The sequence below is a fragment of the Sphingomonas sp. ABOLG genome (assembly GCF_003950435.1).
In the GTDB taxonomy this organism is placed as follows: domain Bacteria; phylum Pseudomonadota; class Alphaproteobacteria; order Sphingomonadales; family Sphingomonadaceae; genus Sphingomonas; species Sphingomonas panaciterrae.
Window position 1 is genome coordinate 236,055 of record NZ_QQWW01000001.1, and the last position, 26,149, is coordinate 262,203.

25 protein-coding genes are annotated in these 26,149 nt (G+C 67.0%); all 25 read right to left on the reverse strand.

Going from position 1 to position 26,149, the window contains the following annotated elements; genetic code table 11:
• Nucleotides 1–3: 3 nt before the first annotated feature.
• The 25 genes from CA236_RS01220 to CA236_RS01335 all read right to left on the reverse strand — a co-directional run bounded on the left by CA236_RS01220 (nt 4) and on the right by CA236_RS01335 (nt 26,086).
• Nucleotides 4–3,990, reverse strand: coding sequence for a hypothetical protein (locus tag CA236_RS01220; RefSeq protein ID WP_125944214.1), 3,987 nt, complete (start codon nt 3,988–3,990; stop codon nt 4–6).
• Entirely contained in the window at nt 3,987–8,903 is a 4,917-nt protein-coding gene (locus CA236_RS01225; protein WP_125944215.1) for a hypothetical protein, read from the reverse strand. Before CA236_RS01225 ends, CA236_RS01220 begins: the two co-directional genes overlap by 4 nt.
• Before the next feature lie 41 nt (nt 8,904–8,944).
• Nucleotides 8,945–9,286 carry a hypothetical protein gene (locus CA236_RS01230; RefSeq protein ID WP_241212457.1) on the reverse strand — a complete coding sequence of 114 codons (342 nt, stop codon included), beginning with the start codon at nt 9,284–9,286 and terminating at the stop codon, nt 8,945–8,947.
• Between the two features lie 89 nt (nt 9,287–9,375).
• Nucleotides 9,376–9,810: a hypothetical protein gene (locus tag CA236_RS01235; protein WP_125944217.1), complete on the reverse strand. Its 435-nt coding sequence runs from the start codon at nt 9,808–9,810 to the stop codon at nt 9,376–9,378.
• A 110-nt stretch (nt 9,811–9,920) separates the two neighbouring features.
• The gene (locus tag CA236_RS01240) at nt 9,921–10,373 is read right to left on the reverse strand and encodes a hypothetical protein (protein WP_125944218.1); all 453 of its coding nucleotides are present in this window, start codon (nt 10,371–10,373) and stop codon (nt 9,921–9,923) included.
• 67 nt (nt 10,374–10,440) lie between these two features.
• Nucleotides 10,441–10,644 (reverse strand): hypothetical protein, encoded by a 204-nt coding sequence (locus CA236_RS01245; protein ID WP_125944219.1) that lies wholly within the window; start codon nt 10,642–10,644, stop codon nt 10,441–10,443.
• Nucleotides 10,645–10,655: 11 nt separating this feature from the next.
• Nucleotides 10,656–11,075: a hypothetical protein gene (locus tag CA236_RS01250; protein WP_125944220.1), complete on the reverse strand. Its 420-nt coding sequence runs from the start codon at nt 11,073–11,075 to the stop codon at nt 10,656–10,658.
• Nucleotides 11,072–11,479 carry an HK97 gp10 family phage protein gene (locus CA236_RS01255; RefSeq protein ID WP_125944221.1) on the reverse strand — a complete coding sequence of 136 codons (408 nt, stop codon included), beginning with the start codon at nt 11,477–11,479 and terminating at the stop codon, nt 11,072–11,074. Before CA236_RS01255 ends, CA236_RS01250 begins: the two co-directional genes overlap by 4 nt.
• A 170-nt stretch (nt 11,480–11,649) precedes the next feature.
• Nucleotides 11,650–12,018 (reverse strand): head-tail adaptor protein, encoded by a 369-nt coding sequence (locus CA236_RS01260; RefSeq protein ID WP_125944222.1) that lies wholly within the window; start codon nt 12,016–12,018, stop codon nt 11,650–11,652.
• On the reverse strand, nt 12,015–12,584 hold the full coding sequence (locus tag CA236_RS01265) for a head-tail connector protein (protein ID WP_125944223.1): 570 nt from the start codon (nt 12,582–12,584) through the stop codon (nt 12,015–12,017). The genes CA236_RS01260 and CA236_RS01265 overlap by 4 nt, the downstream gene beginning before the upstream one ends.
• Nucleotides 12,585–12,586: 2 nt before the next feature.
• On the reverse strand, nt 12,587–13,063 hold the full coding sequence (locus tag CA236_RS01270; RefSeq protein WP_125944224.1) for a hypothetical protein: 477 nt from the start codon (nt 13,061–13,063) through the stop codon (nt 12,587–12,589).
• A gap of 51 nt (nt 13,064–13,114) precedes the next feature.
• Nucleotides 13,115–14,539 (reverse strand): phage major capsid protein, encoded by a 1,425-nt coding sequence (locus CA236_RS01275; RefSeq protein WP_206430481.1) that lies wholly within the window; start codon nt 14,537–14,539, stop codon nt 13,115–13,117.
• A 108-nt stretch (nt 14,540–14,647) separates the two neighbouring features.
• On the reverse strand, nt 14,648–15,544 hold the full coding sequence (locus CA236_RS01280; protein WP_125944225.1) for a S49 family peptidase: 897 nt from the start codon (nt 15,542–15,544) through the stop codon (nt 14,648–14,650).
• Entirely contained in the window at nt 15,541–16,902 is a 1,362-nt protein-coding gene (locus CA236_RS01285) for a phage portal protein (protein ID WP_125944226.1), read from the reverse strand. The genes CA236_RS01280 and CA236_RS01285 overlap by 4 nt, the downstream gene beginning before the upstream one ends.
• Nucleotides 16,902–18,626, reverse strand: coding sequence for a terminase large subunit (locus tag CA236_RS01290; protein WP_125944227.1), 1,725 nt, complete (start codon nt 18,624–18,626; stop codon nt 16,902–16,904). The genes CA236_RS01285 and CA236_RS01290 overlap by 1 nt, the downstream gene beginning before the upstream one ends.
• Nucleotides 18,605–19,060, reverse strand: coding sequence for a hypothetical protein (locus CA236_RS01295; RefSeq protein ID WP_125944228.1), 456 nt, complete (start codon nt 19,058–19,060; stop codon nt 18,605–18,607). Before CA236_RS01295 ends, CA236_RS01290 begins: the two co-directional genes overlap by 22 nt.
• Nucleotides 19,061–19,133: 73 nt before the next feature.
• A complete protein-coding gene (locus tag CA236_RS01300) occupies nt 19,134–19,493 on the reverse strand; it encodes an HNH endonuclease signature motif containing protein (RefSeq protein WP_125944229.1) in 360 nt (119 codons plus the stop codon).
• Nucleotides 19,494–19,663: 170 nt separating this feature from the next.
• The gene (locus CA236_RS01305) at nt 19,664–20,215 is read right to left on the reverse strand and encodes a hypothetical protein (RefSeq protein WP_164518813.1); all 552 of its coding nucleotides are present in this window, start codon (nt 20,213–20,215) and stop codon (nt 19,664–19,666) included.
• 257 nt (nt 20,216–20,472) lie between these two features.
• Nucleotides 20,473–23,481, reverse strand: coding sequence for a phage/plasmid primase, P4 family (locus tag CA236_RS01310; RefSeq protein WP_125944231.1), 3,009 nt, complete (start codon nt 23,479–23,481; stop codon nt 20,473–20,475).
• Between the two features lie 28 nt (nt 23,482–23,509).
• Complete coding sequence (locus CA236_RS01315) at nt 23,510–24,070, reverse strand: hypothetical protein (protein ID WP_125944232.1); 561 nt, start codon at nt 24,068–24,070, stop codon at nt 23,510–23,512.
• Between the two features lie 226 nt (nt 24,071–24,296).
• On the reverse strand, nt 24,297–24,470 hold the full coding sequence (locus tag CA236_RS18625) for a hypothetical protein (protein WP_164518814.1): 174 nt from the start codon (nt 24,468–24,470) through the stop codon (nt 24,297–24,299).
• Between the two features lie 14 nt (nt 24,471–24,484).
• Entirely contained in the window at nt 24,485–24,967 is a 483-nt protein-coding gene (locus CA236_RS01320) for a hypothetical protein (RefSeq protein ID WP_125944233.1), read from the reverse strand.
• Between the two features lie 125 nt (nt 24,968–25,092).
• On the reverse strand, nt 25,093–25,383 hold the full coding sequence (locus tag CA236_RS01325; protein WP_125944234.1) for a hypothetical protein: 291 nt from the start codon (nt 25,381–25,383) through the stop codon (nt 25,093–25,095).
• A complete protein-coding gene (locus CA236_RS01330; RefSeq protein WP_125944235.1) occupies nt 25,380–25,874 on the reverse strand; it encodes a hypothetical protein in 495 nt (164 codons plus the stop codon). The genes CA236_RS01325 and CA236_RS01330 overlap by 4 nt, the downstream gene beginning before the upstream one ends.
• A complete protein-coding gene (locus tag CA236_RS01335; RefSeq protein WP_125944236.1) occupies nt 25,871–26,086 on the reverse strand; it encodes a Rha family transcriptional regulator in 216 nt (71 codons plus the stop codon). Before CA236_RS01335 ends, CA236_RS01330 begins: the two co-directional genes overlap by 4 nt.
• Nucleotides 26,087–26,149 lie beyond the last annotated feature (63 nt).

The window sequence follows — 26,149 nt, forward strand, 5'->3', positions numbered from 1 at the left end:
TCCTTATTGTTCGACGGAGACGAGCGAGAGGCTCTGGATCGGCTCCCCGGCCGGGCCGTCGTTGGGGGAGGAGAAGTTGAAGGTGGCGAGCGTTCGCGACACCAGCGTCAGGCGATAGGAGAAGTCCTGCGCACCTTCAGAATTGTCGGTGATGGTGATCGCACCCGCCATCGTCTGCGTGCCGAGGCCAGGTGTGTTGCCTTCCGGCGCATCGTAGCTGGTTTCGCCGGTGATGGTGCCGGTCTGCAGCTGCACCCATGGCCCATCGGCGCCGCGGCGCCGTTCCAGCACCAGCGTGGCGCTGGGCGTCCCGGTAATCGACCCGCCCGGTGGATTGACCCGCCGGCGCAGGCTGTAGCTGTAGCTCGCAACGACGCTCTTCGGCTTGCCGGTGGTGCCGAATGGGCCAAGCTCAAGCGAGGCGTTGGCGGTGGTCAGCGACGAGGTGACGGCGTTTTTCAGCACGCCGGCTGACAGCGAACCGCCGAAGTAGGCATCGCCGGTGATCGTCTTGTAGCTGATCGCGTTCGCCCGCGTGCAGCTGGTGATCGCCATCGTCGGCCCGAACCATTCGAGCAGATCGCCGTTGGCGCCAAACGCCACGCCCTGCACCTGCATGTAGGTGCCGTTGTTGAAGATGACCCGGCCGGTGCCCATGCGCAGATCGGTGTTGATCAGGTTGAAGGATGCCGGTCCCGCGTCGGAGCCGATCAGCTGGAAGCCGCTTAGATTGCCGTTCGCGTCGATGGTGACGGTGTAGCGACCCTCCACCTTGCCGAGCCGGGTCGCGACCGCGCTGAACGCCTGCTCGACCCCGACACCGCCCACGCCGTCGATGATCGCTCGCGCCTGCTGGATGGCTGAGGCATTCGCGCTGTCACCGTCGATCCGCGCCTGACGATCGCTGGCGACGATCGCGCGGGTTGCCGGCAGTCCCGTTTGCGGGTCGTAGAGCGCGGCCGAGATCGTCTGGATCTCCTGCGCGTTGGCGGCGTCGCCCTGAGTTCGCGCCGTTCGCTCTTGCTCAAGTCCGGCAGCGGTGGCCGGCAGCCCCGTCTGCGGATCGTTCACCTGCGTGCGGACCTGCTCGACTGCCAACGCATTGGCGGCATCACCATCGACGCGCGCCTGACGATCCTGCGCCACGGTGGCGCTGATCGCTGCCAGCCCGTCGCCTTGCCCGCCGACAGTGGCCTCGATCAGCTCCAACTGCTGAGCGAAGGCGGCGTTCTGCGCGGCCGTCGTTTCTTCCAGCGCAACAATGCGCGCGCGCGTGGCGAGCAGCCCGGTGGACGCATCATTGAACGCCACCTCCAATGCGCTGACCCGCTGAGCGGTCGCCTGGTTCGCTTCGGCCGCCACCTTCGCCGTGGTGACGATCGCGGCTTCTGCCGCGTTCATCCGAGCGAGCAGTGACTGGCGCGCGACCGCGGACGCCCGCTCATTCTCGACGAGCGTCGTCGTGAACTCGGTCTGGATCTGCACCGCCTGCGCGATGCGCGCCCGGCCAGCTTCGTCGCCGGCGATCAGCGCGCGCAGCAGCGCCTCATCGCTGCTGTCTGACGCCCCGATCTGCTGCCGGATTGTCATCTGCGCGGAGGCAATGCCGCCGGCGTTGTCTAGCGATACGCGATCGAGCCGCCCGATCGCCGCCGCCTGGTTGTCCAGCGCGCCGCCTTGCGCCTGTAGCTGCTGCGTCAGCAAGTTGTCGCGCGTGACGCTGGCCTGCGCCTCCGACAGCACCGATGCGCGGATCTGCCCGATCTGGACGGTCAGCGCCGTGCGCGCGATCGCCTCGGCGGTGAAGCCATCAACCAGCTTGGTGGTCAGCTCCTGCCGCGCCTCGGCGATCTGCGACAGCTGGTACCGGCTCGCCATGTCGCCGGCGAGCATGCCGCGCAGCGCAGCCTCTGCCGCATCGTCGGCCGCGACGCGCGCCTGGCGCACGGTGACTGAATAGCCCGACACATCCGGCAGCGCGGACAGCATCTGCTCGGCCGAGCCGATGCGGATGCCGAGCTGGTCAACGATCGTGGTGCTTGCCTTGTTCGATACCTCCCCGGCGAGCGCGTCCAGCGTCTGCTCGGTGGTGCTGACGCGACCGCCGATCGCGGTCACCTCGACCAACGACGCCTTCAGCGCGACCGCCGCGTTCAGGCCGTCGATCTCGCTCTCGGCCGACGTGAGCCGGGCAATGATCGGCTCCAGCTCGGCAACCTGCGACGGATCCAGCACCGCCCGCGCGATCAGCTCCTGGACCTGGTTCACCGAGGCCTTGGTCGCCACGACGCCCTTGACCGCGTCGATCGCGATCTCGGCCGTCGACGTGCGGTCGCGCAACTGATCGATGGCATAGATCCGCACCTGGCCGGTCGCGGGATCCACGACGATGCCGGCATCGCGCAGCACCTCGCGCGTGCGGGCGCTCTCCATCAGCGCGCGAAGCAACGCCTCGTCCATGCGGCCGACGTCGCGGGTGATCTGCCGCTGTGCCGCGCCCTGGTCGGCGGTGACGTCGGCAAGCTGCGCCAGCGCGTCGTCATGTCCGAGCTGGACCTGCTGCAGCGCGCTGATGTCCGACGTGATCGGGCTGAACTGCGCCTCGATCGGCTCGATCCGGTCTAGCTGCGCGATCACCTCAGTCGACGGCACGCCGCCGACCGCTTCGGTGTCCTTCGCGGTGTTCTCGCCCGTGACGTCGGCATTGTTCGCCGGCTTGGTGCCGGTCGGATCGGCGATATCCTCCCAGTTCACGCCGGCGCCGAGCGGCTTCGGCTTGGCGGCCTTGCTCAGCCCCTCGATCGACAGCGACAGCTTGCTCAGCGTCGGCCCGACCTCGATCGAGAAATCCTTGAAGAAGCCCACCAGCGTCAGGCAGTCGATCCCGGTCTGCCCGATCCATAGCGATGGCCGCGCGCGCACGGCCGCGATCCGGTTCGCGACCTGATCGACCGCCTCGGTGCGGATCAGCGCCCGGGCGGACATGCGCTTCGCCCAGGCACGCTGCACGACCGTCACCTCGCCGAAATCGTCGACCTCCTTGCGGCTGAAGTCGGTGATCCCGGCAGAAGGCGCAGCCTCGGTGATGCCGAGGCCGACAATCTGGCCGACCAGGAGCGTGCCGACGCCGACATTGCCCGCGCCTGCGATCGTCACTGCGATCGTGCCGGCGACGCCGGGCAGATCGAGGAAGGTGATCGCACCGGCGCCGACCTGCTGCGTGCGGTCATAGCCGGGCGCCTGCACCCGCACCGTCGCCGCCCGAACATCGAGGAGCGCGAGGCCGGTTGCCGCGCCGGCGTTCAGCTGGACCACGATCGCGCCGGCTGCGCTCGTCTCGGTGCCGAGCGCATCGTCGAACATCGCCCAGCGGTTGGTCGGGCCGATGTCGAGCCAGCCCGGGCCGTTCGTCGCGGGGTCATTGCCCTTGTTGTTCGCGACCAAGCTCTCGAAGCGGCGGTGCGCGCGCGCGACGATCGCGCCGGCGGGATAGGTGATGTCGGCCGACCACGCCGGCGCGGGATCCTCGGGCACGCTGCTGTCGACCAGGACGGCATCGGTCACCGGCACCGGTTGCAGTAGCTGGAAGGTCGACGCCTCGCCCTCAGGCGCCGGATCGCCGCCCGCGTCAGGCACGATCTCGTTCCCAGCCAAGCCTTCGACCGTCAGCGTGCAATAGCTGATCGGGGGGACCGCGAGATCCAGCTCGAAGTCCTTGTAATAGCCGTCGGCACTCAGCCAGCTGAAGCGATCGTCAGCGACCCAGCGGACGGGCGTCGCGCGCAGATCCGCGAGCCGGCGCTGCAGCGCGTCGACGTCACCGAACGGCAGCGCCATGCGAACCGACAGCCGTTGCGAGAAGCCGCGCTCGACCACCGTGGTGACGCCGAAATCGTCCGTCACGCGCTTCGAATAGTCGACGATGCCGATACGCGGCGTCGTCTCGGTGGTGCCCAGCTCGATCGTGCCGGTGTCGGTGATGATCTTCATGCTGCCTCCACCGCGATGGCCTCGCCGCCGCTGCTGGCGGTCACATTGTCGAGGTGCCTGGCGATGCGGCCGGTGTTGGCGGCGATCGCCGCGGTGCCGGCGGTCATGTCGGCGCGCAGCTGCGCGATCTCGCCACGCAAGGCGCTCTGCTCGGCCGCGCGATCGTCGTTCGCTGCCGAACTCGGCGCCATCGCCCGGCCGTCGACCGCACTGGCGATCTGCTCGGCCTTGCTCTCCGGCTTGTTGGTCGCCAGCGCACCGACCACGCCATAGGTCGCCTCGAGCGCCGCGGCGGTCTGCGCCTGGACACGCGCCAGCTCCTGCCGGCTGGTCGCAGCATCGGCTGCGGCGCTGAGCAGCGCCTGGCTGAGCTGCGGCAGGCTCTTGGCGGCATCCATGTCGCCGGCGCGTGCCTTGGCATTGGCGGCGTTGAACTGGCCCATCAGCGAGGCGAAGCTGTTGCCGCCGCCGGCATCGGCCAGGCCGCGGATCCGCCGCACCTCGTCCATGATGCTGTCGCCGACTGACGACCAGGCCTTGCGCAGTTCGTCGGCTGCCCGGGCGGCTTCCTGCGCATCCTGCAGGTCATAGATCTGCTGCTGCAGCGCGCGGTTGCTGGCATCGAGCTTCGCCAGCTCGAGCGCGCGGAGCGCCGCGGTATCGCCGCGCAGCTCGAGCAGCCGGCGCTCGAGATCCGCGCGCTCGGAGGCGACGTCGGCGGCAGACTTGGCGCCGGCGAGCTTCTCCTGCAGCTCGGCAAATGCCGGCGCCAGCTGGATCAGCGTCGCATAGGCGGCCTGACCGGCGCTGGTGTTCAGATCCTGCGCGTCCACCAGCTCGCGATAGGCGGCGAGCGTCGCCGGCATCGTGAGGCCGAGATCGCGGAAAACGCGGGTCAGCTGCTCGGTCTTTGCCGCGGTCTGCTCGGCCGGGGTGTAGAACGCCTCGAAATAGCTCCCGATCGCGCCGGTCAGATCGCCGATGCTGTCGAACTGGTCGGCCAGCGCGAGCTTGGCGTCGATCGACATGGCACGCGCGGCGCCACCCATCTGGCCGAGCGCGTTGGTGACTACCTCGGCCGTCGACGCCACGCGCACCAGCGTCTCGAAAGCACCTTCGCCGACCTTCTGGAAACGTTCGATTCCCGGGAAAGCGGCACTGGCCATGTTGTCGGCCGCCGCGCCGAACACAGCCTCGAGCTTCTCCTGGATCTCGGCGCCCGACAGTCCCTTCAGGTCGATCTTGCCGATGTTGACGACGAAGCCCTTCAGGCGTGCCTCGATCGCGCCGGTCGATTGGCCGAGCGGCTCGGCCGCGCCGGCGATCGCGTCGGCAAAGGAGCGCAGCACCAGCGTGAACTGGTTCTCGAGACCCGCGTCGGCCTGGCCGTACTGCGTCGAGTAGGACGTGCCGGTGGTGATCCCGAGGAACTTCTTCTTCTTTTCGACGTCGCTGTAGGTGGAAGCGTCGAAGCCGCCGGCGAGGATCTGCTCAAGCGATTGCGCGCGGCCAAACAGGCCGCTGGCGATGACCGACGTCTTGCTGCCGAACAGCGACGACAGGATGCCGCCCACCAGCGGAATGGCGCCCAGCACCGAGCCGATCGCGTTAGGCTTGAAGCCTTCGGCGACCTTGCTGTCGGCATTGACGTTGCCCGACCGGACCAGGACGGCCGCCAGGCCGCCTATCTGGCCGTCGATCGAGCGGAGCGATCCGGCCATCTGGCGCGCGAACGTGTTGGTCAGCGTATCGACCTCGCGCAGCTGGTCGATCGACCGCTTCAGGCTCTCCGACTGCGCCTTGCCGTCGCCCAGCACCGTGCCGGTGCCGGTATTGGCCGGCTCGAGATCCTTCTTGCTGCCGCCACCAAAGGCGCCGCCGATCGCGATGCCGATCGACGCCAGCACAGCCGCGGTCGCGGCGCCGGCTGCGATGTTGAGCGGGAACGGCAGCGACGAGATCGCCTTCGCGACCGCCTCGGCCGCATGCGCCGCGGCGCGAACGCCGCTCTTTGCGATGGAGCTGGCCGTCTCGATCGCGTCCTGCGCCATGGCGCGCACCGACAGGGCAAACTCGATCGCGCGGAACGCCTTCTCGGCAGCAGCCATGGCTTTGTAGCCGTCGCTTCCTTCCTTGAAGAAGCCCTTGGCGGCCGACGTCAGGTCGCCGAACAAGCCGACCTGCGTCGTCGCCGACGCAAGCGCGAACTTGGCATTGGCGCGCTCGATCGCGACCTTGTCGCTGCCGGCCTTGCGGACCTCCGCCTGGTGCTGCGCATCGAGGCGGGCGCGGTTCGCCTGGAAGCCCGCATAGATGGAGGCGACGTCACCGATCGAGCGGCCGACCTCGCCGAAGGCGTCGGCCATACCACCTGCCGCGTTCTGCACGTTACGGGCGATCAGATCCCATTTGTCAGCGGTGGAGGTCAGCGAGGCGTTGAAGGAATCCTGCGCCTGCGCGAGCTGGACCTGCGTCTCGGCGATCTTGACCTGCTGCTTGACGTAATCGGCGCCCTTCTGCCCGGTCCAGCCATTCGCGGCCGCTTCCTGCGTCGCGCGCAACGTGGCGAGCGCACGCACCCGCACTTCTTCGGTCGCCCCCACTAGGCGCAGCTCTTCCTGCAGCTCTGCCAGGCGATCGGCGCCGGACGTCATCGCGTTGAGCCGCTGCTGTTCGCGTTGCGCCTCGTTGAGCCGCTCGCGCGTCGCTCGCTGCGCATCAAGCGCTTCCGACGCCGCCTTGATGCCCTGCGCATCCTTGACCCTCTCAGCCGCTTCCAGCGCCGCGAGAAGGGGCAGATCCTCGAGCCGGTCGCGGACCAGATCGGCCGCGAGCTGCGCCGGCACGGTGCCCGCAGCGACTTCCGCATTGATCGCCTGCTGGATTGCCAGCTCGTCACGCATGGCGGCCGTCGACTTGGCGGCGTCGGACACGCGCTGCGCGATAGCGAGACGCACCTGGCGCGCAACGCGCTCCTCGATGTCGGCCCGTTTCTTGATCGCCTCGCTCTCGGCCGTCACCCGGGCTTCCGCGATCAGCGCCTCGGCGCCCGACACGCCATAGGCATCGGCCAGCCCGTAGAGGTTGCGGATCTGGGCCTCGATCGCGCGGCCTTCGCGCTCGAGCTGCTCGCCGTGGCGGTCCTTCTTGGGGGTCCGGTCTTCCTTCAGCGCGTCGGCCTGCTTCTTCAGGTCGGCGAGCTTGTTGGAGGCGATCTGCTTGGTGACGTCCTCGCCGAAGCGGACCATCGCGCCGTTGGCCTCGTCGAACGCGCCGGTATAGGCGTCGCCGACGTCGGCCAGGATCTCGCCCACGCCCTTGCCGTCGTACACACCCTTCACGATCGCGGCGATGCCGCGGAAGGTGCCCACGAACATCGAGTAGAGCGCCGCCAGCGACACGCGGCCGGCCTTGGTGATCCAGTCGAGCGCGTCGCCGAAGAACTTGGTCATATCGCCGAGGTGGAAGCCGACGCGTGAGGCCATGACCTGGAACGTCGCCTTGATGACATCGCCGCTGCTGACCGACGTGTTCTTCAGCTTCTCGATCTCGTCCTTGGTAAGACCCAGGCCATCGATCATCGCCTTGGTGTCGACGCCCTTCGACACGGCGCGGTCGAACAGCAGGAAGCCGGCGGTACCGGCCGCCATCACGCCGATCAGCGGCGAGAAGCGCAGAAGGAAGCCGCCGATCTCGCCGGCAAGGCCCTTCACGCCGCCCTCGGCCTGCTGCGCCACCTGAATGATCTGGCCGATCTGCGTGGCGAAGATCTGGAACGGCGGGGATCCTGCCATCGCCATCGTGGCAACGTCGTTCAGCTGGAACGACAGCTGCGTCAGCGAGCCGCTGCCGCGCCGTGCCGCCACCTGCATGATGTCATGCGCCTGGCTGGCTTCGTGGAGGCGCTGCGTCAGCACCATCTGCTGGCGCGCATATTCCGCCGGCGCCGTGGCACCAGCGTAATAAAGCCGGGTGCTCTCGGCGATCTCGGCGTTGATCCGGACGGTCGCCGCGTACAGCGGATCGGTGCTCATGCGCAGCCGCTCGGCCGCGGCCGCGTCAGCTTCCATTGCGAGCTGGGATCCACGCACCTGGTCCGCAAGGCGGGCATGCTCGTCCGCCAGCTGCTTGGCCGATGCCGCGGCTATCGCGGTCGCGCGTGCCTCGTCCTCGGCCGCCTTGGCGGCAAGCGCGCTGAAGGTCGCGCCGGCGTCGGTTGCGCGCGGGCGATCGGATCCATCGATGCGGGCAAGTGCCGCCTGGATCCGCTCGCGCTCGCGCAGCTCGGCGACCAGCTGGGCCTCGGCTGCGGCACGCTCGCGCGCGGCGCCGGCCTCGGCCGCCAGCTGGATGGCGAGCTTCGTTTCCGCCAGCGATTCGCGCGCGGCATCAAGCTGGCGCATGCTGGCCAGCAGCCGGTCGGCCGCGTCGGTGTTGCCCTGCGTGGAGGCGGTCAGAGCGAGCTGCTCCGCACGAAGGGCACGCTGCTCGTCGCGCGTCTTGCCCAGAGAGGCGGCCTCGCGATCGAGCGCCGCGATCAGCTTCTCGATCTCGCTCTCGGTCTTGTTCACCTCGCGCGCGGTCGCCTGCAGCTCGCGCGTCGCGGCCGGGCCACCGGTGCTGAAGTTCAGCGGGCGGCCGAAGATCCGCTCGAGGCCGGCGCGCGACTGGCTGGCAGCGGCGACGACTGATTGAACCTCGCGCGTGGCGGTATCGGCGAACGCCTTGATCCCCGCGGTCGCGGCCGTCGTGTCGACCATGTTGCTGGTGGCGCGCTCGATGCGCTGCGCCTCCGCCAGCACCTTCACCTCGGTCGATTCCATGACCGAGGCCAGGCGGATCAGCTCGTCAGCCGAATTGCCGGTGTCGATCAGAAAATCGGCGTGGAGACCGGGAGCATCGTCGTCGAGCATCGGCGTTCCTCCCGGTCATCGGTGAGCGAACGCGGGATCGATCAGTCGAGCAGCCTTTGCAGCTCGGCCAGTTCGATCTCGCGTTCGCGGGCGGTGGGTTGCGTCCGCCAGGGCGGCGGACAAAGCTCGCTTTCGGCCCGGCGGGTCTCGGCGAGGTAGGCGGCGGAAAGGCGGCGCAGCAGCCGCATCTCCCATGGCTCGATCGTCAGGCCGACGCTCTCGCGCCACGCCTTGATCTCGCGCCAGCTGAGCGGCACCGCGCCCATCCCGGCCGCCTCGGTCAGACCGATCTCGATCAGGCGGTCGGTGATGTGCGGCGCGGCGTTGGGCGGCATCTGCGGATCGATCTTGCGCCGCTTCAGCTGCTCGATGCGGGTGGGCAACGCGACCGGCGCGTCACCCTTTCCCCGTTTGCTCCGGGGATCCGGCTTTGGCGCGGTATGATACCACGCCAGCTGCCGGACCCAGAGGGTCAGGCCGCCTTCGAGGCGTCGCTGAAGTTTCCCCAGTCACCGAAGAACTTTGCGACCTGCTTGGTCACGAAGCCGAGCTTCGGATCGGCATAGACGGCGCGGAAGAGATCCTCGCCGGTCAGCTCGCCCTCGCCATAGGTGAAGTTTTCGAACCGAGCCGTGAGGGTGGCGAGATCCGCGGCCGTCTCGGCGAGACGCTCTTCCGGCGACGCGGCGGTCATCTTGCCGTCGTTCTCCTGATAGCGCTTCAGCGCGCGGGCCGACTGGCGGCTCTCGACGATGCCGGCGATGTCGCTGCCCGGGCCGTGCAGGTGGATGCGGATCGGCAGCTTGCGCTCGGCGTCCGCATAGGCGGGCTGGCCACTCGCATCCTTGACGTGGATCATCGCGGTGGAGGCGACAGCGAGGGCGGCGATGTTGAACAGCTTTGTCATGGATAATCCTTCGCGGGAGGATGGCGCACCGACCCGCCCCGCAAACCCGCGACGTGCGGGGCGAGCCGATGCAAGAAAGCCGGCGTCGCGGGCGCCGGGAAATGGTGGGATCAGCCGGCCGGGTTGATCTTGATCGGCTTCGAGCAGATCTCGATCGCAGGGGCGGCCATCAGCATGGTGTCGGCGCCATCGATCGTCTCGGGCGAGCCGAACACGCGGCCCATAAAGCAGCGCTTCTGGCCGGTCGGATAGGTGACGACGATCGGGTAGAGCTTCTGCGTCTCGTCGTCGGCCGCCGTTTCCATCAGAGCCTGGCCGGCGTCCTCGGCGTCGATCGCGTAGGTCGGCTGCAGGGCGCCGTAGTCGACCGATCCCTTATACTTCTGCTTCGGTCCCTTGAGGGGCTGAAACTCGACCTTGGCGAAGCTGGCGCCGAGCGAGCCGATCTTGTCGACGCCGCCGACTTCGGTCAGCGCCAGCGCCGTGAAGCCTGCTGCGTCATAGGTGGCCGGTGCGGTCGCGCCGATGGCGATCGACGAACCTGCGGCGGTGGAACCACTCATCGGGTGTTCTCCTGTAGATGGGCCGGCAGCGCCGGCGGATTCGCCCGCCGGATGGCGGACGAGCGGGTTAGTCGCGGGGGCGCGGTGCGCGAGCTGCACCGCCAGCCGGCGCTGCGTCCTCCGACGCTGCCTCGACCAGGCCTGCCGCACGGTAGTTGTCGAACACACCGACCTCGAGCGGGACGGTCTTGCCCTTGGTGAAGCGGCTTTCGGAGCCGGCGTCGTTGAAGTCGCGCAGCACCTTTGCGCTGATGGTTTTGGTAGCTGACATGGCTTTTCTCCTCAGAAAGCGGGTTCGTCGAAACTGACCTTGAAGTCCTGCGCCTGTTCGAAGCTGTCGGCGGGTCCATCGACCTCCGGGCCCTTGCCCGCCGTAAGCACCGAGACGCGCTCGGCGCCGGCAATCCTGCCGGTGCGGTCAGCGCAGGCGAGGCGGATGAGCCGGATCGCAAACTTACGGTCGCGGTGGCTCTCGGCGCGGACCGTCACCGAGATGCGATCGGTACGTCGCACCATGCGGCCACGCTTGAGGGTTTGCCGATCGACGCTGCTGATCATGGTAATAACCAGCGCGGGCAGGGGGGTTGTGCCCAAACGACCAGCCTTGATCCGGTCGGAAGGCACGAAGCGGGTCAGCGGTTCATACCCACGCAGCAGCGCACCGATGATATCGCTGCCGGTAACAACATCGGCGCCGCTCATGCGTCATCCTCTTCAGCTGCGGGGCCTGCCAGAAGGCCGGCGCGAGTGGCGCGGGCGTTGATGTAAGTCTGCGCCGCGGCAAGCGCCTCGCGCTCCAGCGTATCCACGGCCGGCCGCAGGAACGGCACCTTGCGAGCACCGGGGTGGTAAACCGTCGCGCCGACCGGCTTGCCGTTGATGACCAGGCTGGTCTTCAGGCTTTCGTTGCCATCAGCGATCGACTTGTTGATCCGCCGGGCGGTCATGCCGTTGCGGTATTGCGGGTCGACGCTGATGAAGTGCGGATCCGTGCCGTACTCAAGCCAGCGGCCGACATAAGCGCCCGGCCCACTCAGCAACACGCGGCCACGCACAACCTCGCCCTTCAGCCTGACACGCACCTTCACGGAATCGGCGATCAGCACCTTTCCACCGCCAGGCCCATCCGCGCTACGCCCGCCTAGCCGCTCCTTCGCACCGTCGGCGATGACAGTTGCTCCACGCCGCGCCGCGCCGCGCAATACGCGCTCGCGAAACAGCTCTGGCAGCTGCTGCATGTAACGGCGCGTCGCGGCGCCTCCACGCGCGCGAGCCATCAGGCGTGGTTGCCAGCGGTCGAGTAATCCTCGACCATAAGCTCGCTGCCATCGCGCCTGCCGATGTCCGCTGGACCAGCGACGATCTGCATCACCCGACCGTCGACGCCGTCGGTGATATCGACGAAGCGCATGTCACTGGTGAGGTGCGGACGATAATCCATGCGGACGCGAGCGGGGCGTGTGGCGATCGTGATACCATCAGCAAGCCGCTCGGCGCGGCTTGGCAGTACATCCTTGATGCCCGCCCAGACGTTATCCTCAACCAGTACCCACGTGCCGGAACCGGCGCCGTCGAAGCTCTCGTCCGCGATCGGCCGCTCAATCCTGATCAGGCGATCCAGTTCGCCGCGCGCCAGCCCGCTCACAAGGTGTAAACTCGGAAGGGATTGAGCAGCGCCTCGACGTTCGTCGACATCGGCACCTTGCTCATCGCGACTGCTGCGGTCGTTTCACGGTTCCGATAGAGATCGCCAACCATCAGGAGGATTGCCACTCGGATCGGCGCCGGCAGGGTCTCGTAGCCCGCGCGGTACGTGATGCGCCCTGCATCGGGCCGGAGCGATGCGCCCTCCCATGGCCAGGTGGAACCGGCCGGCGACACCGCGTCGCCATAAAGGTCGAAGTCGGCCGGATCAGCCGAGCGCTCAGCATCGCTGCGGTCGAGGTACCGAACGGTCAGCAGCTCCACCACGGGCGGATAGGGAAGCCGCAGCGACGGGCGGTCGAACAGGAGGCTGAACCGCGCCTCCAGCGTCTGCACGCCCACCGCGCGGCCCAGCCATCCTTCGGGGCCGTCGATTGTTTGCGTCGCCGCAGCCACCATCCCTTCGATCAGCGCGTCTTCCGCGGAATGGCTGACCTTCAGGTGTTGCTTTGCTTCCGCCAGGCTAACCACCGGAGCGGGCGCAGTCGCCACGACGACGCTGAACATGATTAGGAGCGCTGCTTAGCCGGCTTAGCCGCTGCAGGCTCGGCCGGACCATCTTCGCCCTTGAGGCTGTCGGTCAGATCCTTGACCTGCTGCTCCAGCTGATCGCGCTCGGCCCGAAGAGTGTTTAGATCACCGGTCGCGGCGATCAGTTCGTTGCGCGCAGCTTCCAGCTTGGCCGCGATGTTCTTGCCCGCCTCCGCGAGATCATCGTTCGCGGCGGTCAGCTGACCGACACGCTCATTCAAGCCGATGATCGTGTCGTTGGCGCGGGCAAGCTGGTCGCGAAGATCCACAACCACCGCGTCCGCGTGATCGGTGCCGGGAAGAAGCGGCGCGCCATCCGGAATGAAGTCGAGGCAACCGGCCTTGATGAGGCGTTCGGCCTGTGCCGTATCGGGTTCGGGCAGGAACTCGTCGCCGGCTGCAAACTCTTTGCCAGTGCGCGCGTCGACGCACGGCGAGATCACGAGATATCGCATCGATCACCTATCGATTTGAGGGGCGCCCCGGCTGCTGCCGGGGCGCGTTGGTCAGGCGGGAACGGTCAGGCCGACGAACGGCGACACCTGCCAGCCGTTCTCCTCCCGGATCGGCGCGGTCAGCCAGGGCTTGCCGTCGACGTTCCAGAAGATCTTGATCACCGTCTTGTTCTGCCGGAACAGCACGTGTTCCGACGCCGCCACGAACGGGCCGGAGCCATCCTTGATCAGATACTGCGACCAGTCGACAAGGGTGATGTCGCCCTTGGTGCCGAGTACCGGCGCGCGGTTGTTCCAGCGAACCGGATAGCCCAGCAGCGTGCCGGCGAAGCCATCGCGCGCGTCCGGCTTCCAGATGTAGCGGCCTTCCGGATCCTGAAGCGTGGCGATCTGAACCAGAGCACCCTGCGGCATGGACCACACCGGTGCCGTGCCACCACGCATCAGCAGGTGCGACACCATGTCGAGTAGATCCAGATAGGTGACCTGACCGGCAGTGCGGCGATTGACCAGGAACATCGCCGGCGAGTTGATGGCGCCGAGCGGCTTGCCTACACCATCGCCGCGGAGGAACGCATAATCCTCAGCCTGCGTCACTGCACCCCGCAGAAGGTTTTCGAGGAAGGAACTGGCGGCCTGCCAATTGCGCAGCATCTTGTCAGTGACGACGATCGTGCCGGCGACTTCCTTCGGCTCCAGCGTGATCGAGCGCAGGTTTACGTCCGTTTCCGGCTTGTCGCCGCCTTCCTCGATCCACTGGACCTGCACACCGCCGAAGATGTTGTTCGGACCGGCACCGGATTGATCGAGTGCGGGGATCGTGAGCGCCGCATCGGGCGGCGAGCCGGCCGGGATGACATTGGCGCGCGGACGCACCAGCGCATCCTGCTCCTGCACCCGCATGATCTCCTGACGGAATTGCGTGGGCACCAGGAACCCGCCGCCCGTCTGGTGATCATCCATGCGCAGCTCGGCGCCGATCTCGGTGCCATCCTCGCCCTGCGAGCCGACGCCTTCGACGAAGTTGAGGCGCTGGTCGTTCGGGTTGAACCGGACAGCTGCCATGAACTCGCCAAGGCTCTCGAACTCGCGGCGACCATGCGGGCCGGGCGGGGGAGTGATGCCCTGCCGACGCGAAACGGCCTGAGTGACCGCGGCACCAGCCGCCTCTGCCGTCTCGATGCCGACAAGGCGGTCGATGCGCGTCGTCAGAGATGCGAGCACCGCCTGGTGCTCGTCATAGGCGGCCGTTTCCTCGGCCGTGAAGTCGCGGTTCTCCGTCTCGGCCGCGTTGATCATGCCGCGCATGGTGGCGACAAGGGTGTTGCGCTGCGCCCGCAGGGCAGCAAGGCCGGTCAAGGGGGCGCTGTGCCCGTCACCGTCGCGCATATAGCGCCCGTGACGACGCTCGTTCGCCGACATGGGGCCGATGGCCGCGACCATGGACGCGGCCGCGAGAAGCATGGTCTTCCGCATTGAGGATCTCCCGGCCCGCAGGCCATGTTGTTGAGGTTGTCGGACACGCGCCCGGAACCGCTCGCTCCGACAGCGAACGGGGGCGATCCCTTTCCGAAGGGCAGGATTTCAGATGAGCGCGAGCGCCCGCTTTTCCCGTTCCGGCGCGAAGCGCCGCGGGGCGGGGCCACCAGCGCCAAAGCGCGCAAGCGTTTCCTTCATGGTGGCGATGCGATCCGCCATCTTCTCACGCACGGCCGCCTTGGCGCCGAGCATGCGGCCCTGGCCGAAGCCATCCCGCACTGCGGAGGTCGCTACATCGCGGCCGGCAGCGACGCGGTCGACGAACATGCCGTAATATTCGTCAATTCGTCCCTGCATGTAGGTACGGGTGTCGTCGGAGAGGGGGCCGAGCAGTCCCTCGCCCTTGAACTTGCCGGCCGCGATGATCTCGCGCGACACACCCGACTTGGCGAGCGCCTCAGTCACGTCGTCATATGCGGTGCGAACACCGATCGCTCCCGCGGCCGAGCTGGGCGACATAACGATCTCACTGGCCGAGCAGCCAATCCAATAGCCGGCGCTGGCAAGGTTTCCGGTCACCTGAACGATCACGGGCTTGCGCTCTTTCGCCGCAGCGACTGCAGCGGAGGCTTCGTCGACGCCCAGCACGTTACCGCCAGGCGTATCAGCATCGACAATGATGGCCTTCACGGCGTCATCATCGGCCATGCGGTCGATCGTCGAGGCGAAGCCTTCCGCGGTCGCCCCGCCGCCCGTCGAGCTGTTCTCGACCACGCTGGCGCGCGGCGAGATGATGCCACGAAGCGGCACGACAGCGACGGCGCCGTCTTTGCGGGCCACGGCAGAGGCGGTCGCTGGTGAAATCCGCGCCTCGATCTCCTGTGCCGTGAACTTGTGGCCTTCCGCCTGCATGGCGAGGAAATCGACGATGGCGAGCAGCTTGGTCTCTTCCATCGCCCAGAACTCGGACGCAAAGGCTGCGAGCAGGTAGGGATACTTCATTCGCTGTCCTCTCGTTCGCCCGCCCGAATGCGCGAGATCGGGATCGGCTGGCCGACCTTCGCACGTTCAAGTGTCTGGACGTTGTTCGACACGAAGTTGATGTCGCCGTCCGGCCCGATGCCGTTCATGTCCTCCAGTGCGAGGATCTGGTTCATGGTCATGCCCAGCTCGAACATCGTCTTGTAGAAGGCAGAGCGAGCTTCCATGTCGCCGCGCAGCAGCGCGTTCATGTTGAACTTGACCCGCAGGCCGCGCGCGCGCTCGGCCTCGGTGAACAGCTTCCACGACAGCTCCTGCTCGGTCGCCTGTACCCAAGGCGCGACCGTTTGCATGATGAAGCCGAGCATCAGCTGCTCGATCCCGGATCCCCAGCTGGTCGACTTCTCGTGGCTCTGCAGCAGCACGAGGGGCACGTCGTACATGCGCGCGATCTCGGCGATCTGGAACTCGCGCGTGGCGAGGAACTGGCCATCTTCAGGTGGGATCGTCGTCTGGACGAACTTCATTCCCTCTTCGAGCACCTTCACACGGTGCGCGTTTTCCAACCCGCCCTGCTTCTCGACCACCGACGCAGGATTTTCCGCCGCGGCTTTCTGCTCCCCGTTCGGCCCGTTCACGTTGCCGCGAGCACGCGGGCTGAGCTTGCCAGGGTGCATCAGGAAGCCGCCCGACTTCATGTCGTTGGCGAAGAACTTGCCGCCAAACGTCTCAAGCGCCTTGACCATGCCCATCGCTTCGCGTGCCAGCGCCACCTGCGACAGCCCGACATAGCCATCGTGGCTGAGGTCCATGATGTGCGCGACGTTCTGCTGGTCGAGCTGGTACGTCGTGCCATCGATGTTGGTGCGGAACACCAGGTGGTCGCCCACGCGGTGCGGCCGCGTCCTGTCCGGCAGGAGCGGCCAGAGCCCTACCGCTTCGCCGCGGCCGTTTCGCTCGATTTCCTGATAACCGTTGCCCCAAAGGAGCGCGTGCCCCTGCGTCGTCTTGCGCAACGTGCGCGACGACATGAAATCGTTAGGTCGCAGCCCGAGGCGCTGCGACATGGGATGCTCGTTGACGCGCGTGAACCCGCCTCGGCCGTCCGGCTCGACGATCGACACCGGAAAGTTGGCGATCGGGTTGGCGATCCGGTTCACGCAAGCGAACACAACGGGCGAATAGAGGGCGTTGCCTTCCGACACGAAGGTGCCAGCCTTGGTTGGCCCACCGCCAAGCACCTTCAGGAACCAGCCGTCATTGGCACCGACGCTGCTGGACTGTCCGTAATGCGGGCCGGCGCCGATCTCCGGCGACGCGACCAGCGACTGCTTTGGCGGCGAGGTGAACGCCCTGAGGGCGTTGGCCAGACGTCCCATCAGAGATAATCCACTTCGATTTCGAGGATGCCGCGGTCCTCGTAAACCGAGGGACCGCCCGATGCTTCGGGGCTACGGCTCATAAGCATGAACGCGTTGAACAACGCGATCAGCGGGTCGATCTTGGCCTTGCCGGCTGCTTGCTTCGTAATCAGCACCGCGTTGCCGCGCTGCTCGGCCTTCGCGTTGCTGACGCACCAGTCCATCAAGGCCTGCGGGGCGTGAACGAACGTGCCGTCTTTCAGCTTGCGCTCCAGCCCCCACGTGGCCGGGGAGAGGCGGAAGCCCTGCGTGACGAAGGTGATCTGTTCCTCAGCGAAGCCGCGGGTCAGCAGCTCGTCCATGATTGCCGACACGCCCGCGGGGTCGAAGCCAACCGCGTGCGTTTCGGGGAACAGCCCCGCTTCCAGAACCCGTTCGAGCACATCGGCGACACCGATCATATCCTCGGTCGCGTCGCCGCATTTGATCAGATCGCCTGCTTCCACGAAGTCGTTCAGGCGTGGCGCGATCTCCAGCCTGGTGCGGAACACGTCATCTTGCGCCCACGCTCGACACCAGCCGAGCCAGCGGCGCGTGCCGGTCTCCCGTCCGATGAGAGCCAAGCCCGCAAGATCGTCCAGTCCACCGCCGTCGAAACCGCCCGTGATCACTTCGGACCGCTCGATCAGCTCGTCGAGGCCGAGCAGCGTGAAGTCGGTCGCTTTCGCCCAATAGTCGACGCCGCGCCAGCGGTCGGTGTGCAGCGCGAGCCCGATCTGGATGTTGAGGTGCTGCGACGCCCAGCGCCGCTCTTCCTCCTCACCCTTGTCACGCGCGGTGCGATACTCGGCGACCAGTCGGTCGATCGTGATGGATCGGCCAAGGTTCGGCAGCACCATGTGCCACAGTTTCGGATCGCGCCACGGCTTGTCGTCTGCGGTCTGCATCCCTTCCGGGAACTCGTAGAGCATCGGCAGCATGCGCGGCTCTTCGATCCGGCCGTCGCGAACGGCGCGGGCGTAATCCAGTTCAGACTTGAACACACCGGCCGGCGCTTCGTCCGACTGCGTGGTGATGATGATCAGGAACGATTCCGGATTGGCGATCATGCCGCCGGTCAGCTGCCCGATCACTCGGGCGGCATAGGAGATGTTCCCCATCAGGTGCAGCTCGTCGATCAGAACACCGACCGGCTTGGATCCGGTCGCGACCTTCATGTCGAACGTCTTCACCTTCAGCCGCGCCTTGTTGACGCGGTCGGTGATCGTCTTCGTGTGCTCGGCCACGTGGAACCGACGCTTCAGGAACGCGTCGGCCTCGATCATGCCCACCGCCTGCTGGAAGGCGGTGTCGGCAATCTCCTGCGTGGGGCCGATCAGCTGATACTCGGCCCGAGGCCGTTTGTTGATCAGCATGGCGGTCATCATGATGGCGGCGCCATTCGTCGTCTTGGCGTTCTTCTTCGGCACCATGGCGAAGATGCCCGGCACCTGGCGGATGCCCGCAGCGGAGAGCGAGCCGAATAGCGCTCGCACGATGTCGCGGCCCCACTCGCCGCCAGCATCCTCAAGCCGGGGCTGCCCAGGCACGTCCGGCAGGCGCAGCTCGTTGAAGATCCCGACCGCGCGCTCGGCCTCATCCTCGTCGAGCGGCAGATCCGGAAGGAGCGAACGCCCCTCCCGCAGCCGCTCAACCCAATCAGGGCAGGCGAACTGCCAGCCTAGTTGAGCAGTGAGCCCCAACGGCCCTCACCCGAATTGTCGTGCGCGTCGATCTCGGCCTGCGCCTTCTTGCCGAGCGGCTTAGCCTTGGCAGGCTTCGTTGCCGTAGGCGGCTGGATGCCCCGCGCCAGGTCGTGGCGATCGAGCCGTTTGAACACCTTGTCGATCGCCGAGACGTTACCGGCGTCGACCTCCTTCATGAGCGCGCCGAGCAGCTTGCCCTCGACCCGCTGGCGGGCTTCCAGCTTGGCAGCCAGCTCACGAAAATAATGCTTCTTCAGCGTCGGTACGCTGATGCTCAATGCGGCCGCGATCTGGGCTTCGTTCTTATCGAACGCCATTAAAGCTATGATTTTGCGCCGGTTTTCGTCGGTCGGCAGGTGCGGCGGGCGCCCACGCTTCCCCAGACCCGCCGGGATGGGATCGCCCAACAGGTCAAAATCCCACTCAGCCACAAAAAAATCTCCACGTGAGACGGTATGCGGTCTAGGGGGCCGCGCCCCTGTCGACTTTGACCCACCCCCCGGGTCAGCGGTGCCCGCGGTTCTCCGCGCGCTGCTTCCTGCTGTCGTGGCAGGGCTTGCAGAGGCACTGCAGGTTGTCCGGATCCCAGAACATTGCTTCGTCGCCGCGATGCGGGCGGCGATGGTCAGCGACCAGCTTCGACGTGTCCGCCTCGATCCTGCCGCAGCCCGGCCACTGGCAGGTGAACAGGTCGCGCACCAACACCGACATGCGCAGCCGTTGCCAGCGCGCCGTCTTGTACCACTTGCGCCACTCGCGCTGGTCGCGGTCCCGATCCCGATCCTGCCGTGTCACGGGCAGCGCGCTCCCGAACCGAGGCGGCAGCGATCGGAAGCGCGGCGCCAAGGCACGGAACTTCGTCATGCATCATCACCAAAACGCCGACGGGCGCCGCACCGATGGTGAGACGCCCGTCGCGAGGTTCGGAAAGGGAGAGCTGCCCGGCCGCAGCACGACGCGTTGCCCGAGCATGACGTGAAATATGGCCAAAGAGGCCTAGAGCCCGAATTGTTTATTTGCATGCCGTCCGCTCTCTAGGGCTTGACGGCCTCTAGGTGCGCATTTCTGCGGGTTTCAGCCCTGCCGATGTGCACGCAGATGGCCGTCACAGCGCGCCCGTAGCGCTTGGCGAGGGTGTCTGGATGCCCACCCCAGCCGATGGCCTTCGCCGCTGAGACCCACGCCGGGCGGGCGTTGTCGCGGCTCAGCTGGCCCAGCACGACGCCGAGCAGCTTCCGGTCGCGCGGTTCGACCACCGCGTCGATCCAGCCGAGCGCCTCCCACATGCGGTCAACCTCATGCGAGCGCAGGCCGGGCAAGGAGGGACGCTGGTCACGATCGTAGTCGTCGCTGTCGACCTTGTACTGCGCCCACAGCTCCTGCCGGCTCAGCTGGCCCCGCTGGTAGATCCTGTTGGCCTGCTGGAACCGCAGCCAGCCGGCCTCACGGTCCGGCATCCGGCGCAGAAAGCCCCAGGCTTCGACCAGCCGCTCTTGCACCGCCTCATACTCGGTGAGACCCGCAGCGACCGCCAGAGCCAACCAACGGGGGCGAACAGGCATCCTTCCGGCGCTGGAACCTTCCATTGCCATCCTTCCGCAGCGATGACCTTCATAACTCATTGGAGAAACGCCCTTTATTCTCAACTATGGAAGGTTCGGAAGGATCGGAAGGATATGTCTATGTGATCTATCGTGCGCCTGCGCATGCGCGCACACAGATGCGAAGAAACATCACGACAACCCTTCCGAACCTTCCGAACCCGCGGAAATCCTCGCATTTTCCCTTCCGGTATCCTTCCGGCACCCTTCCAAACCGGAAGGGTCAGTCACGCAGGCCAGCGTCAGGGCGGCAGTTCGTCCTCGCCAAAGGGCGGCGCGTTGTCCGGAGGATCGGCAAACTCGCCGTCGAGCGTGCGCGGCTTGCCGTTGTCGTCGACGAAGTCGCCCACCTCACGCACCAGGCGGATGCCGAGCCACTGCATCCCGTCGGACGCCTTCTTCTGATATCCCTTCTCGACCATCGCGTTCGAGAAGCCCTTGTTCGACCAGTCGCGCTCGCCGGCTGCCTTGCTCCACGCGACGAACACCTCGTGCAGCTTCGACGATTGGACGCGGGAATCCGGATCGCTGACGACGCACAGGCGCAGGAAGCGGGCGAGCGGGTCGCTGGCGTCACGATAGGCGCTGGTGGCCTCGGTGACGCTCTTCGGCTCCACCAGCCCGTTCGACATATAGTCGAGCAAGCCGGCAACCAGCCGGTTGAGCACGCCCGACGCCTCCTGCGTCTTGATCTTGGAGGCGAGGTTCGGATCCTTTTCTGGCCAGTTTGCGACGCCCGGCTCGGGCTTCTCGATGTTCCGCAGCCAGGGGATCAGCTTCATGCGTCCCCAGATCCCGTCGTCGGTGTCGGGGATGTCGAACTTCGTGTTGCCCTGGATGATCAGTTTGAAGATCGGATCGAGGTCGAAGAACCCGCGATGAAGCATGCGAACCGGGATTGGCTCACCGCCCGTCACCAGCTTGATCAGGCCGCTATCCAGTTTCTCGTTGCGGCCCGGCTCGGACGATCGCAGCATGCGGACGCCGGCAAGCTTCGCGAGATCCGGCGATGCCTGGTCGCCACGTTTCTTGATACCTTGATCGAGGAATGAGCCGATCGGAATCGTGCCGCTGTAGTCGCCGGCGACGTGCGCCCAGCTCTCCATCGTCACGCCCTTGCCGTTGCGGCCGCGGCCGTACCAGAACCACAGCTTCTGCTCGCCAGCATCGCCGGTGAGCGCATAACCGCCCACTTGATGCAGATAGCGGCGCATCGTCGCGTCGGGCTGCGCCCATTCGATCATGGCATCATATCGCGGGGCCGTAGCGGCGGGATCGTATTCGACCGGCGACAGCTTGGTCTGCATGTCGCTGCGATCGTGCGGTGACAGCTCGACGACGCCGCGCCGGCCGCCATCGGGCAGATCCACTGTGCGGAAGCGCAGCGTGCCGTTCAGCACGTTGACCGCATATTTGTCGTGGTCGAAGGCCTCGATCGGCACCGTTAGCCAGCGCCGAGCCAGCATCGCCACGGCAACGGGCTTCCCGGTCGTTTCCGATTGCCGGCCGAACACCGCGATCTTCGTCGACAGCAGCTCGAACCCCTTGCCCTTCGCGATCCAGCGATCGAGGCCGTGCGGGTTGCCTTCGTCCTCCAGATCGAGCCGGGCATCCTTGCCTTCGCCGACGAGCGTCCATTTGACGCCGGTGTCAGCGACGAAACGGGCTTCGTCCTGAATGGCACGCACGGTCTCGAACACCGCGGCGACCACCTCAGCAGGCGGCGTCTTTTCGTCCTGATCCAGCACCTTCCAGCGCCGGCCGTCCCAGCCGAGCCAGCCCTTGGCGGTCGTGAACCGGAAATCCTTGCCGAAGCGATCGCGGAACCGCTCGGCGATCCCGAAGTCGGTCAGCGGATGGGCGAGGCAACGCATGGTGACGAGCAGCAGGTCCAGATCGAACCCCCGCGCGAACCCGTCATCGATCGCGCTGACGATATCGTCGCGGCTCACATCGGCCACGTCGCCCCAAACCGCTGCCAGCTGGTCCAGCGCGGCCGGTTCGTCGAGCAGCCCGGCCGCCAGCCGACGGCCGACGCCATAGGCAAGCCGCAGGATCGCATCCCGTTCGGCTTCGACATGCTCCACCCGCCGCGCGAGCCAGCCGGCAGCAACCTTGCGCAGGCGCTCCCGCTCCCCTTCCGACAGCACTTGCAGGCCGTCCATCCTTCCAGACCGGAAGGATGCGGACTTTTCCTCGCGCGCGGCAGCGGCGCGGGCGGGCGGGCGCGGGCGGTCAGAGCGCTCCCTGCGGGAGCGCGATGCAGCCGCGATCTCTCCGAGATCGCGAGGGCTGCTGAGCCCGGCTGTCCATCCGCTGTCGATTGTGGCGGCGAGCTGCCCTGCATCATCGCGGCCGGGATTGTCCCGCGCTGCGGCTTCCACGCTCGCCCGCGCAACGCCGGCATCGAGCGCGCCGGCCGCAACGAGAGTGGCCACCTTGAACGCGGCTTCATTGAGCGCGGCGTTGCGCTGTCCGGATCCAGCCTCCCGGATCGAGCGGCACTCGCCGTCGAGCGCGGACAGCGCGTATTTCCGCACGTCTGCGTCGGCGCCACCGGCAGTGCGAGCGGGCGATTGCGACCGCGACAGCGCGGCCGACCGAGGGGGCGCGCTGCTCGCCGGCCGCTGCTTTGGCGCGCGCAGGATCTCGATCAGGGCGGGCGGCGCTTCGGCGAAGGCGTCATCGTCCCGCCAGTCACCGCGATCGAGCCAGCGATATCGGGCGCCGGTCTCGACCATTACCGACGGGGGCGCGATCACATATCCGCCTTGGCCACGCACGTCGACGTGACGGGGCAGGTTGCCGCGGTTCCTGATCGGCTTGCCGTCCTTCGGCTGTTTGAGCCACACATGGACGCCGTCGGATTGCGTCAGCGCCGTCACCGATCGCGGCAGCGCACAGCCCATCTGCTCTTCAAGATCCGCCTTCAGGCGATCGAGCGTGTAGGCCTCGCCAGTGTCGGGATCGATCTCCGGATCGAAGTCGAGCACGAAGAAGCCATTCTCGCCCAGCGGCAAGCCAATCAGGGCGTCCGGATGCTCCCGCCACCAGGCGAGGATAGTCGGCTCATGCGTGGTGGCGTCCTTCAGCCCCTTGCCTGTGTACGGCGCTTTGGCGTGGAAGGTGCGCTCTTCGCCGCGCACGAACGCCGTCGTTTCCCGCTCCCGACACGGAAAGACGGCCCAGCCCCGGCGCGCATATTGGATTGCCGCCTGCCCCATCGGCGACGGCAGCTTGGATACTGACACGATGAAACCTTCCCCCGCTGCCGGCCGATCAGGCCGACAGAGCCGCGCTCACCTGCGCCAACTTCGCCTTCGCCGCTTCCAGCTCGGCGCCGAGCGCAGCGTTCTCGCGCTTCAGCGCGTCTAGCTCGCCCGACTGGTCGATCCGCTCGCCAAGGTGGGCGAGCAGCACGTCGGCGCCGATGGCGAACAGATCGAGTGTGACAACCTCCCGCGGCGCCGGCTCGGCAGGTGCCCCGCGCTCGATCAGCTGCGCGGCCGCGAGGCCGAGCGATATGTCGTTGTCGCGCGCATGCCGCTCCAGCAAGCCGATCGCGGCCGTTGCCGAGCCCGGCAGCATCACAGACCTTCCATTGGCCATTGACGGTTCCTCTTGCGTGAGGGGCCGGGCAACCGGGGGCTCCCATCCCGGAGGCGGCGTGCGCCCATCGCGGCAGAAGCCGCATTGTCCGTTGACGATGCGGGGCATGTATTCGCCGCAGTCCTCGCACTCGCCGGGCTGACCCGCCGCGATTGGCACGCGCGCGAGAGCGATGCCCAGCGCGATGTGTTCGTCGGTAATCTCGGCCGCGTAATCGACGATGTCGCTCATTCGACAGCTCCCCGGCCGGCTGGGGTAACGGGATGCTCACGCAGCCAGGTCATCGCGTCCGACACGGCGCGGGCAGACAGGTGCGGAGCCTTCGCGTCCCGCGCGTCCCGCATCCGCTGGCGGATATCGCGCGGGATGCGGTCGAAGCAGGTGCGGCAGAAGTCCATCGAGACACGCGGACGCAGGCGCCCGCAGCCCGATCGGCAGGGGTGAGCAGAGGAGTGCATCATGATGCTGCACCTGCCTCGAGCGCGGTGATCGCCCGCTCCAGTCGCGTCCGAGCCTTTGCCGCCCGTGACCAGGCAACATCCCGAACCCCCGGGCGCTCGTCGGGATCGCGCGCGATCTCGATGTTCGCGCGGTAGCTCGCGAAGGCGCTGCGCAGGGTGCGAGCGGTCAAGGCGGGCGCTTGCTTCAAGCGGCTCGGCAAGTTTGCTTGCCAGTGCCGACGATCGTCGCGATGCGCGGCTTGCCCGGCCCCTGATCCTCGATCCGCAGCTGTCCGGATTGCACCAGGCAGCGGATCCGATAGCTGGCAGCCGCGGCATCCTTCAGCCCGCAGCTGGTCGCCAACGACGTGTTGGTCGGGCAGGCGAGCCCGAGGTTCGCGGCACGCCGGATCGCCCGCAGCACCAGCTCCGTCGGATCGTCTTCATTGATCTCGACTGCAGGTGCCGGGATCGGCTGCGCGATCGGCGCCGCGACGCGAACCGCATAGTAGCAGAATACGCGCCTGTTCTCCGGATCGCGCCCACTGGTCAGCGTGATCACCTTGTCGTCGGCCAGCTCGCGCGCATGCGACCAGGCCGGCGCATGCCGCGGGATCTGCTCGCCGCGGGCGTACAGCATGCGCTCGCCCGGCCGCGCACCGGCGACCCAGCGATCGAACGCGGGCACGTCGACGGCCCAGCTCTCCGGGGAGGAGGAAGTGCGGGGGGCTTTCGCCCCTCCTCCCCGGCACGCGCCACCCGGCGGGGGGGAGGCAGGCTGCGCGTGATCCGTGATGATGTTGGCCGGCCGCATCATGCAGCCTTCCGATAGGTGCGGGGGGCAGGGCGATCGAACCATCCGCTCTCAGGGGGCGACCGCCAATCCGACGTGACCACCGCATGCTGGGTGAATAGCGAGACCGCGTACGAAACCTCCGCGCCCGGCTCGATATCGCCAGAGATCCACCGTTCGATCGTGGTGGGCTCGATACGCAGGGTGCTGGCCAGCCGCTTCATGGCATCGCGCGGCTGTTCACAAAGCCACCACGCCAACCGGCGCGCGCCCTCGTTCGGCACCCGAGCGGGCAGACGCAATAGGTTCATCGTGTCTCTCCAGCTTCGATGGCTTCAAGTTCGGCGATCATCGCGAGCAGCACGTCGAGCAGCTCGTGCGCTTCGCTCAGCGCGGCGCGTGCATCAGCCGCGGAGAACTTGCCGTCTGCCAGTCCGCCGACGATTGCGGTGGTCACGTCGCTGGCCTCCCGCGCCTTGCGTGCGAGCAGACCCAACAGATCCTGCTGGGTCGCCATCATCTGCGGGATGCGGACTAGGCGCAGCCCCAGCTGCCGCAGGACAGGATTGGCGAACCGGCCGTCCCATTCCTTGCAGCCGAACAGGAACGATACGGCGCCCATGTCGCCGGCTCCGGCGCGATAGGTTGCGACGCTGTCGGAATGCTTGCCCAGGACGCGGCCCAGGTCCGCATCGATCAGGCCATCTTCGCCTTTGATATCGCGCAGGCTGTCGCCGATCGTTTCGAGCAGAAAACTACCCGAAATAGTCCGATCAGACCGGTGGATTTTCCGGCCGCTCATGCTGCATCAGCCTTCTCATGCAGACGCTCACCGGTGCTCCAGTCGATGCTGAGCCCTTCGCGGTCAGCCACCAGCTTGAGGTGATCCAAGCGGGCGTCCGGGATCCCGTTTTTGCGCCAGCTGTGCACAGTCGAGGTGGGGGTTTTGCTCATCTGCGCGACTGCGGAGGTTCCCCCCATCGCGTCGATGACCCTGTCGGCGTAGCTCTTCATACGTCGTGTTTGCGATATTCGCAGACTAATCGCAAGCGCAAGTTTGCGATAATCGAAATTGCG

What these genes read in the sequence shown, in the direction of transcription:
- CA236_RS01220 (WP_125944214.1), bottom strand. Translation starts at nt 3,990, where the DNA reads ATGAAGATCATCACCGACACCGGCACGATCGAGCTGGGCACCACCGAG.
- CA236_RS01225 (WP_125944215.1), bottom strand. Translation starts at nt 8,903, where the DNA reads ATGCTCGACGACGATGCTCCCGGTCTCCACGCCGATTTTCTGATCGAC.
- CA236_RS01235 (WP_125944217.1), bottom strand. Translation starts at nt 9,810, where the DNA reads ATGACAAAGCTGTTCAACATCGCCGCCCTCGCTGTCGCCTCCACCGCG.
- CA236_RS01240 (WP_125944218.1), bottom strand. Translation starts at nt 10,373, where the DNA reads ATGAGTGGTTCCACCGCCGCAGGTTCGTCGATCGCCATCGGCGCGACC.
- CA236_RS01245 (WP_125944219.1), bottom strand. Translation starts at nt 10,644, where the DNA reads ATGTCAGCTACCAAAACCATCAGCGCAAAGGTGCTGCGCGACTTCAAC.
- CA236_RS01250 (WP_125944220.1), bottom strand. Translation starts at nt 11,075, where the DNA reads ATGAGCGGCGCCGATGTTGTTACCGGCAGCGATATCATCGGTGCGCTG.
- CA236_RS01265 (WP_125944223.1), bottom strand. Translation starts at nt 12,584, where the DNA reads ATGTTCAGCGTCGTCGTGGCGACTGCGCCCGCTCCGGTGGTTAGCCTG.
- CA236_RS01270 (WP_125944224.1), bottom strand. Translation starts at nt 13,063, where the DNA reads ATGCGATATCTCGTGATCTCGCCGTGCGTCGACGCGCGCACTGGCAAA.
- CA236_RS01275 (WP_206430481.1), bottom strand. Translation starts at nt 14,539, where the DNA reads ATGCGGAAGACCATGCTTCTCGCGGCCGCGTCCATGGTCGCGGCCATC.
- CA236_RS01280 (WP_125944225.1), bottom strand. Translation starts at nt 15,544, where the DNA reads ATGAAGTATCCCTACCTGCTCGCAGCCTTTGCGTCCGAGTTCTGGGCG.
- CA236_RS01285 (WP_125944226.1), bottom strand. Translation starts at nt 16,902, where the DNA reads ATGGGACGTCTGGCCAACGCCCTCAGGGCGTTCACCTCGCCGCCAAAG.
- CA236_RS01300 (WP_125944229.1), bottom strand. Translation starts at nt 19,493, where the DNA reads ATGACGAAGTTCCGTGCCTTGGCGCCGCGCTTCCGATCGCTGCCGCCT.
- CA236_RS01305 (WP_164518813.1), bottom strand. Translation starts at nt 20,215, where the DNA reads ATGGAAGGTTCCAGCGCCGGAAGGATGCCTGTTCGCCCCCGTTGGTTG.
- CA236_RS01315 (WP_125944232.1), bottom strand. Translation starts at nt 24,070, where the DNA reads ATGAGCGACATCGTCGATTACGCGGCCGAGATTACCGACGAACACATC.
- CA236_RS01325 (WP_125944234.1), bottom strand. Translation starts at nt 25,383, where the DNA reads ATGAACCTATTGCGTCTGCCCGCTCGGGTGCCGAACGAGGGCGCGCGC.
- CA236_RS01330 (WP_125944235.1), bottom strand. Translation starts at nt 25,874, where the DNA reads ATGAGCGGCCGGAAAATCCACCGGTCTGATCGGACTATTTCGGGTAGT.
- CA236_RS01335 (WP_125944236.1), bottom strand. Translation starts at nt 26,086, where the DNA reads ATGAAGAGCTACGCCGACAGGGTCATCGACGCGATGGGGGGAACCTCC.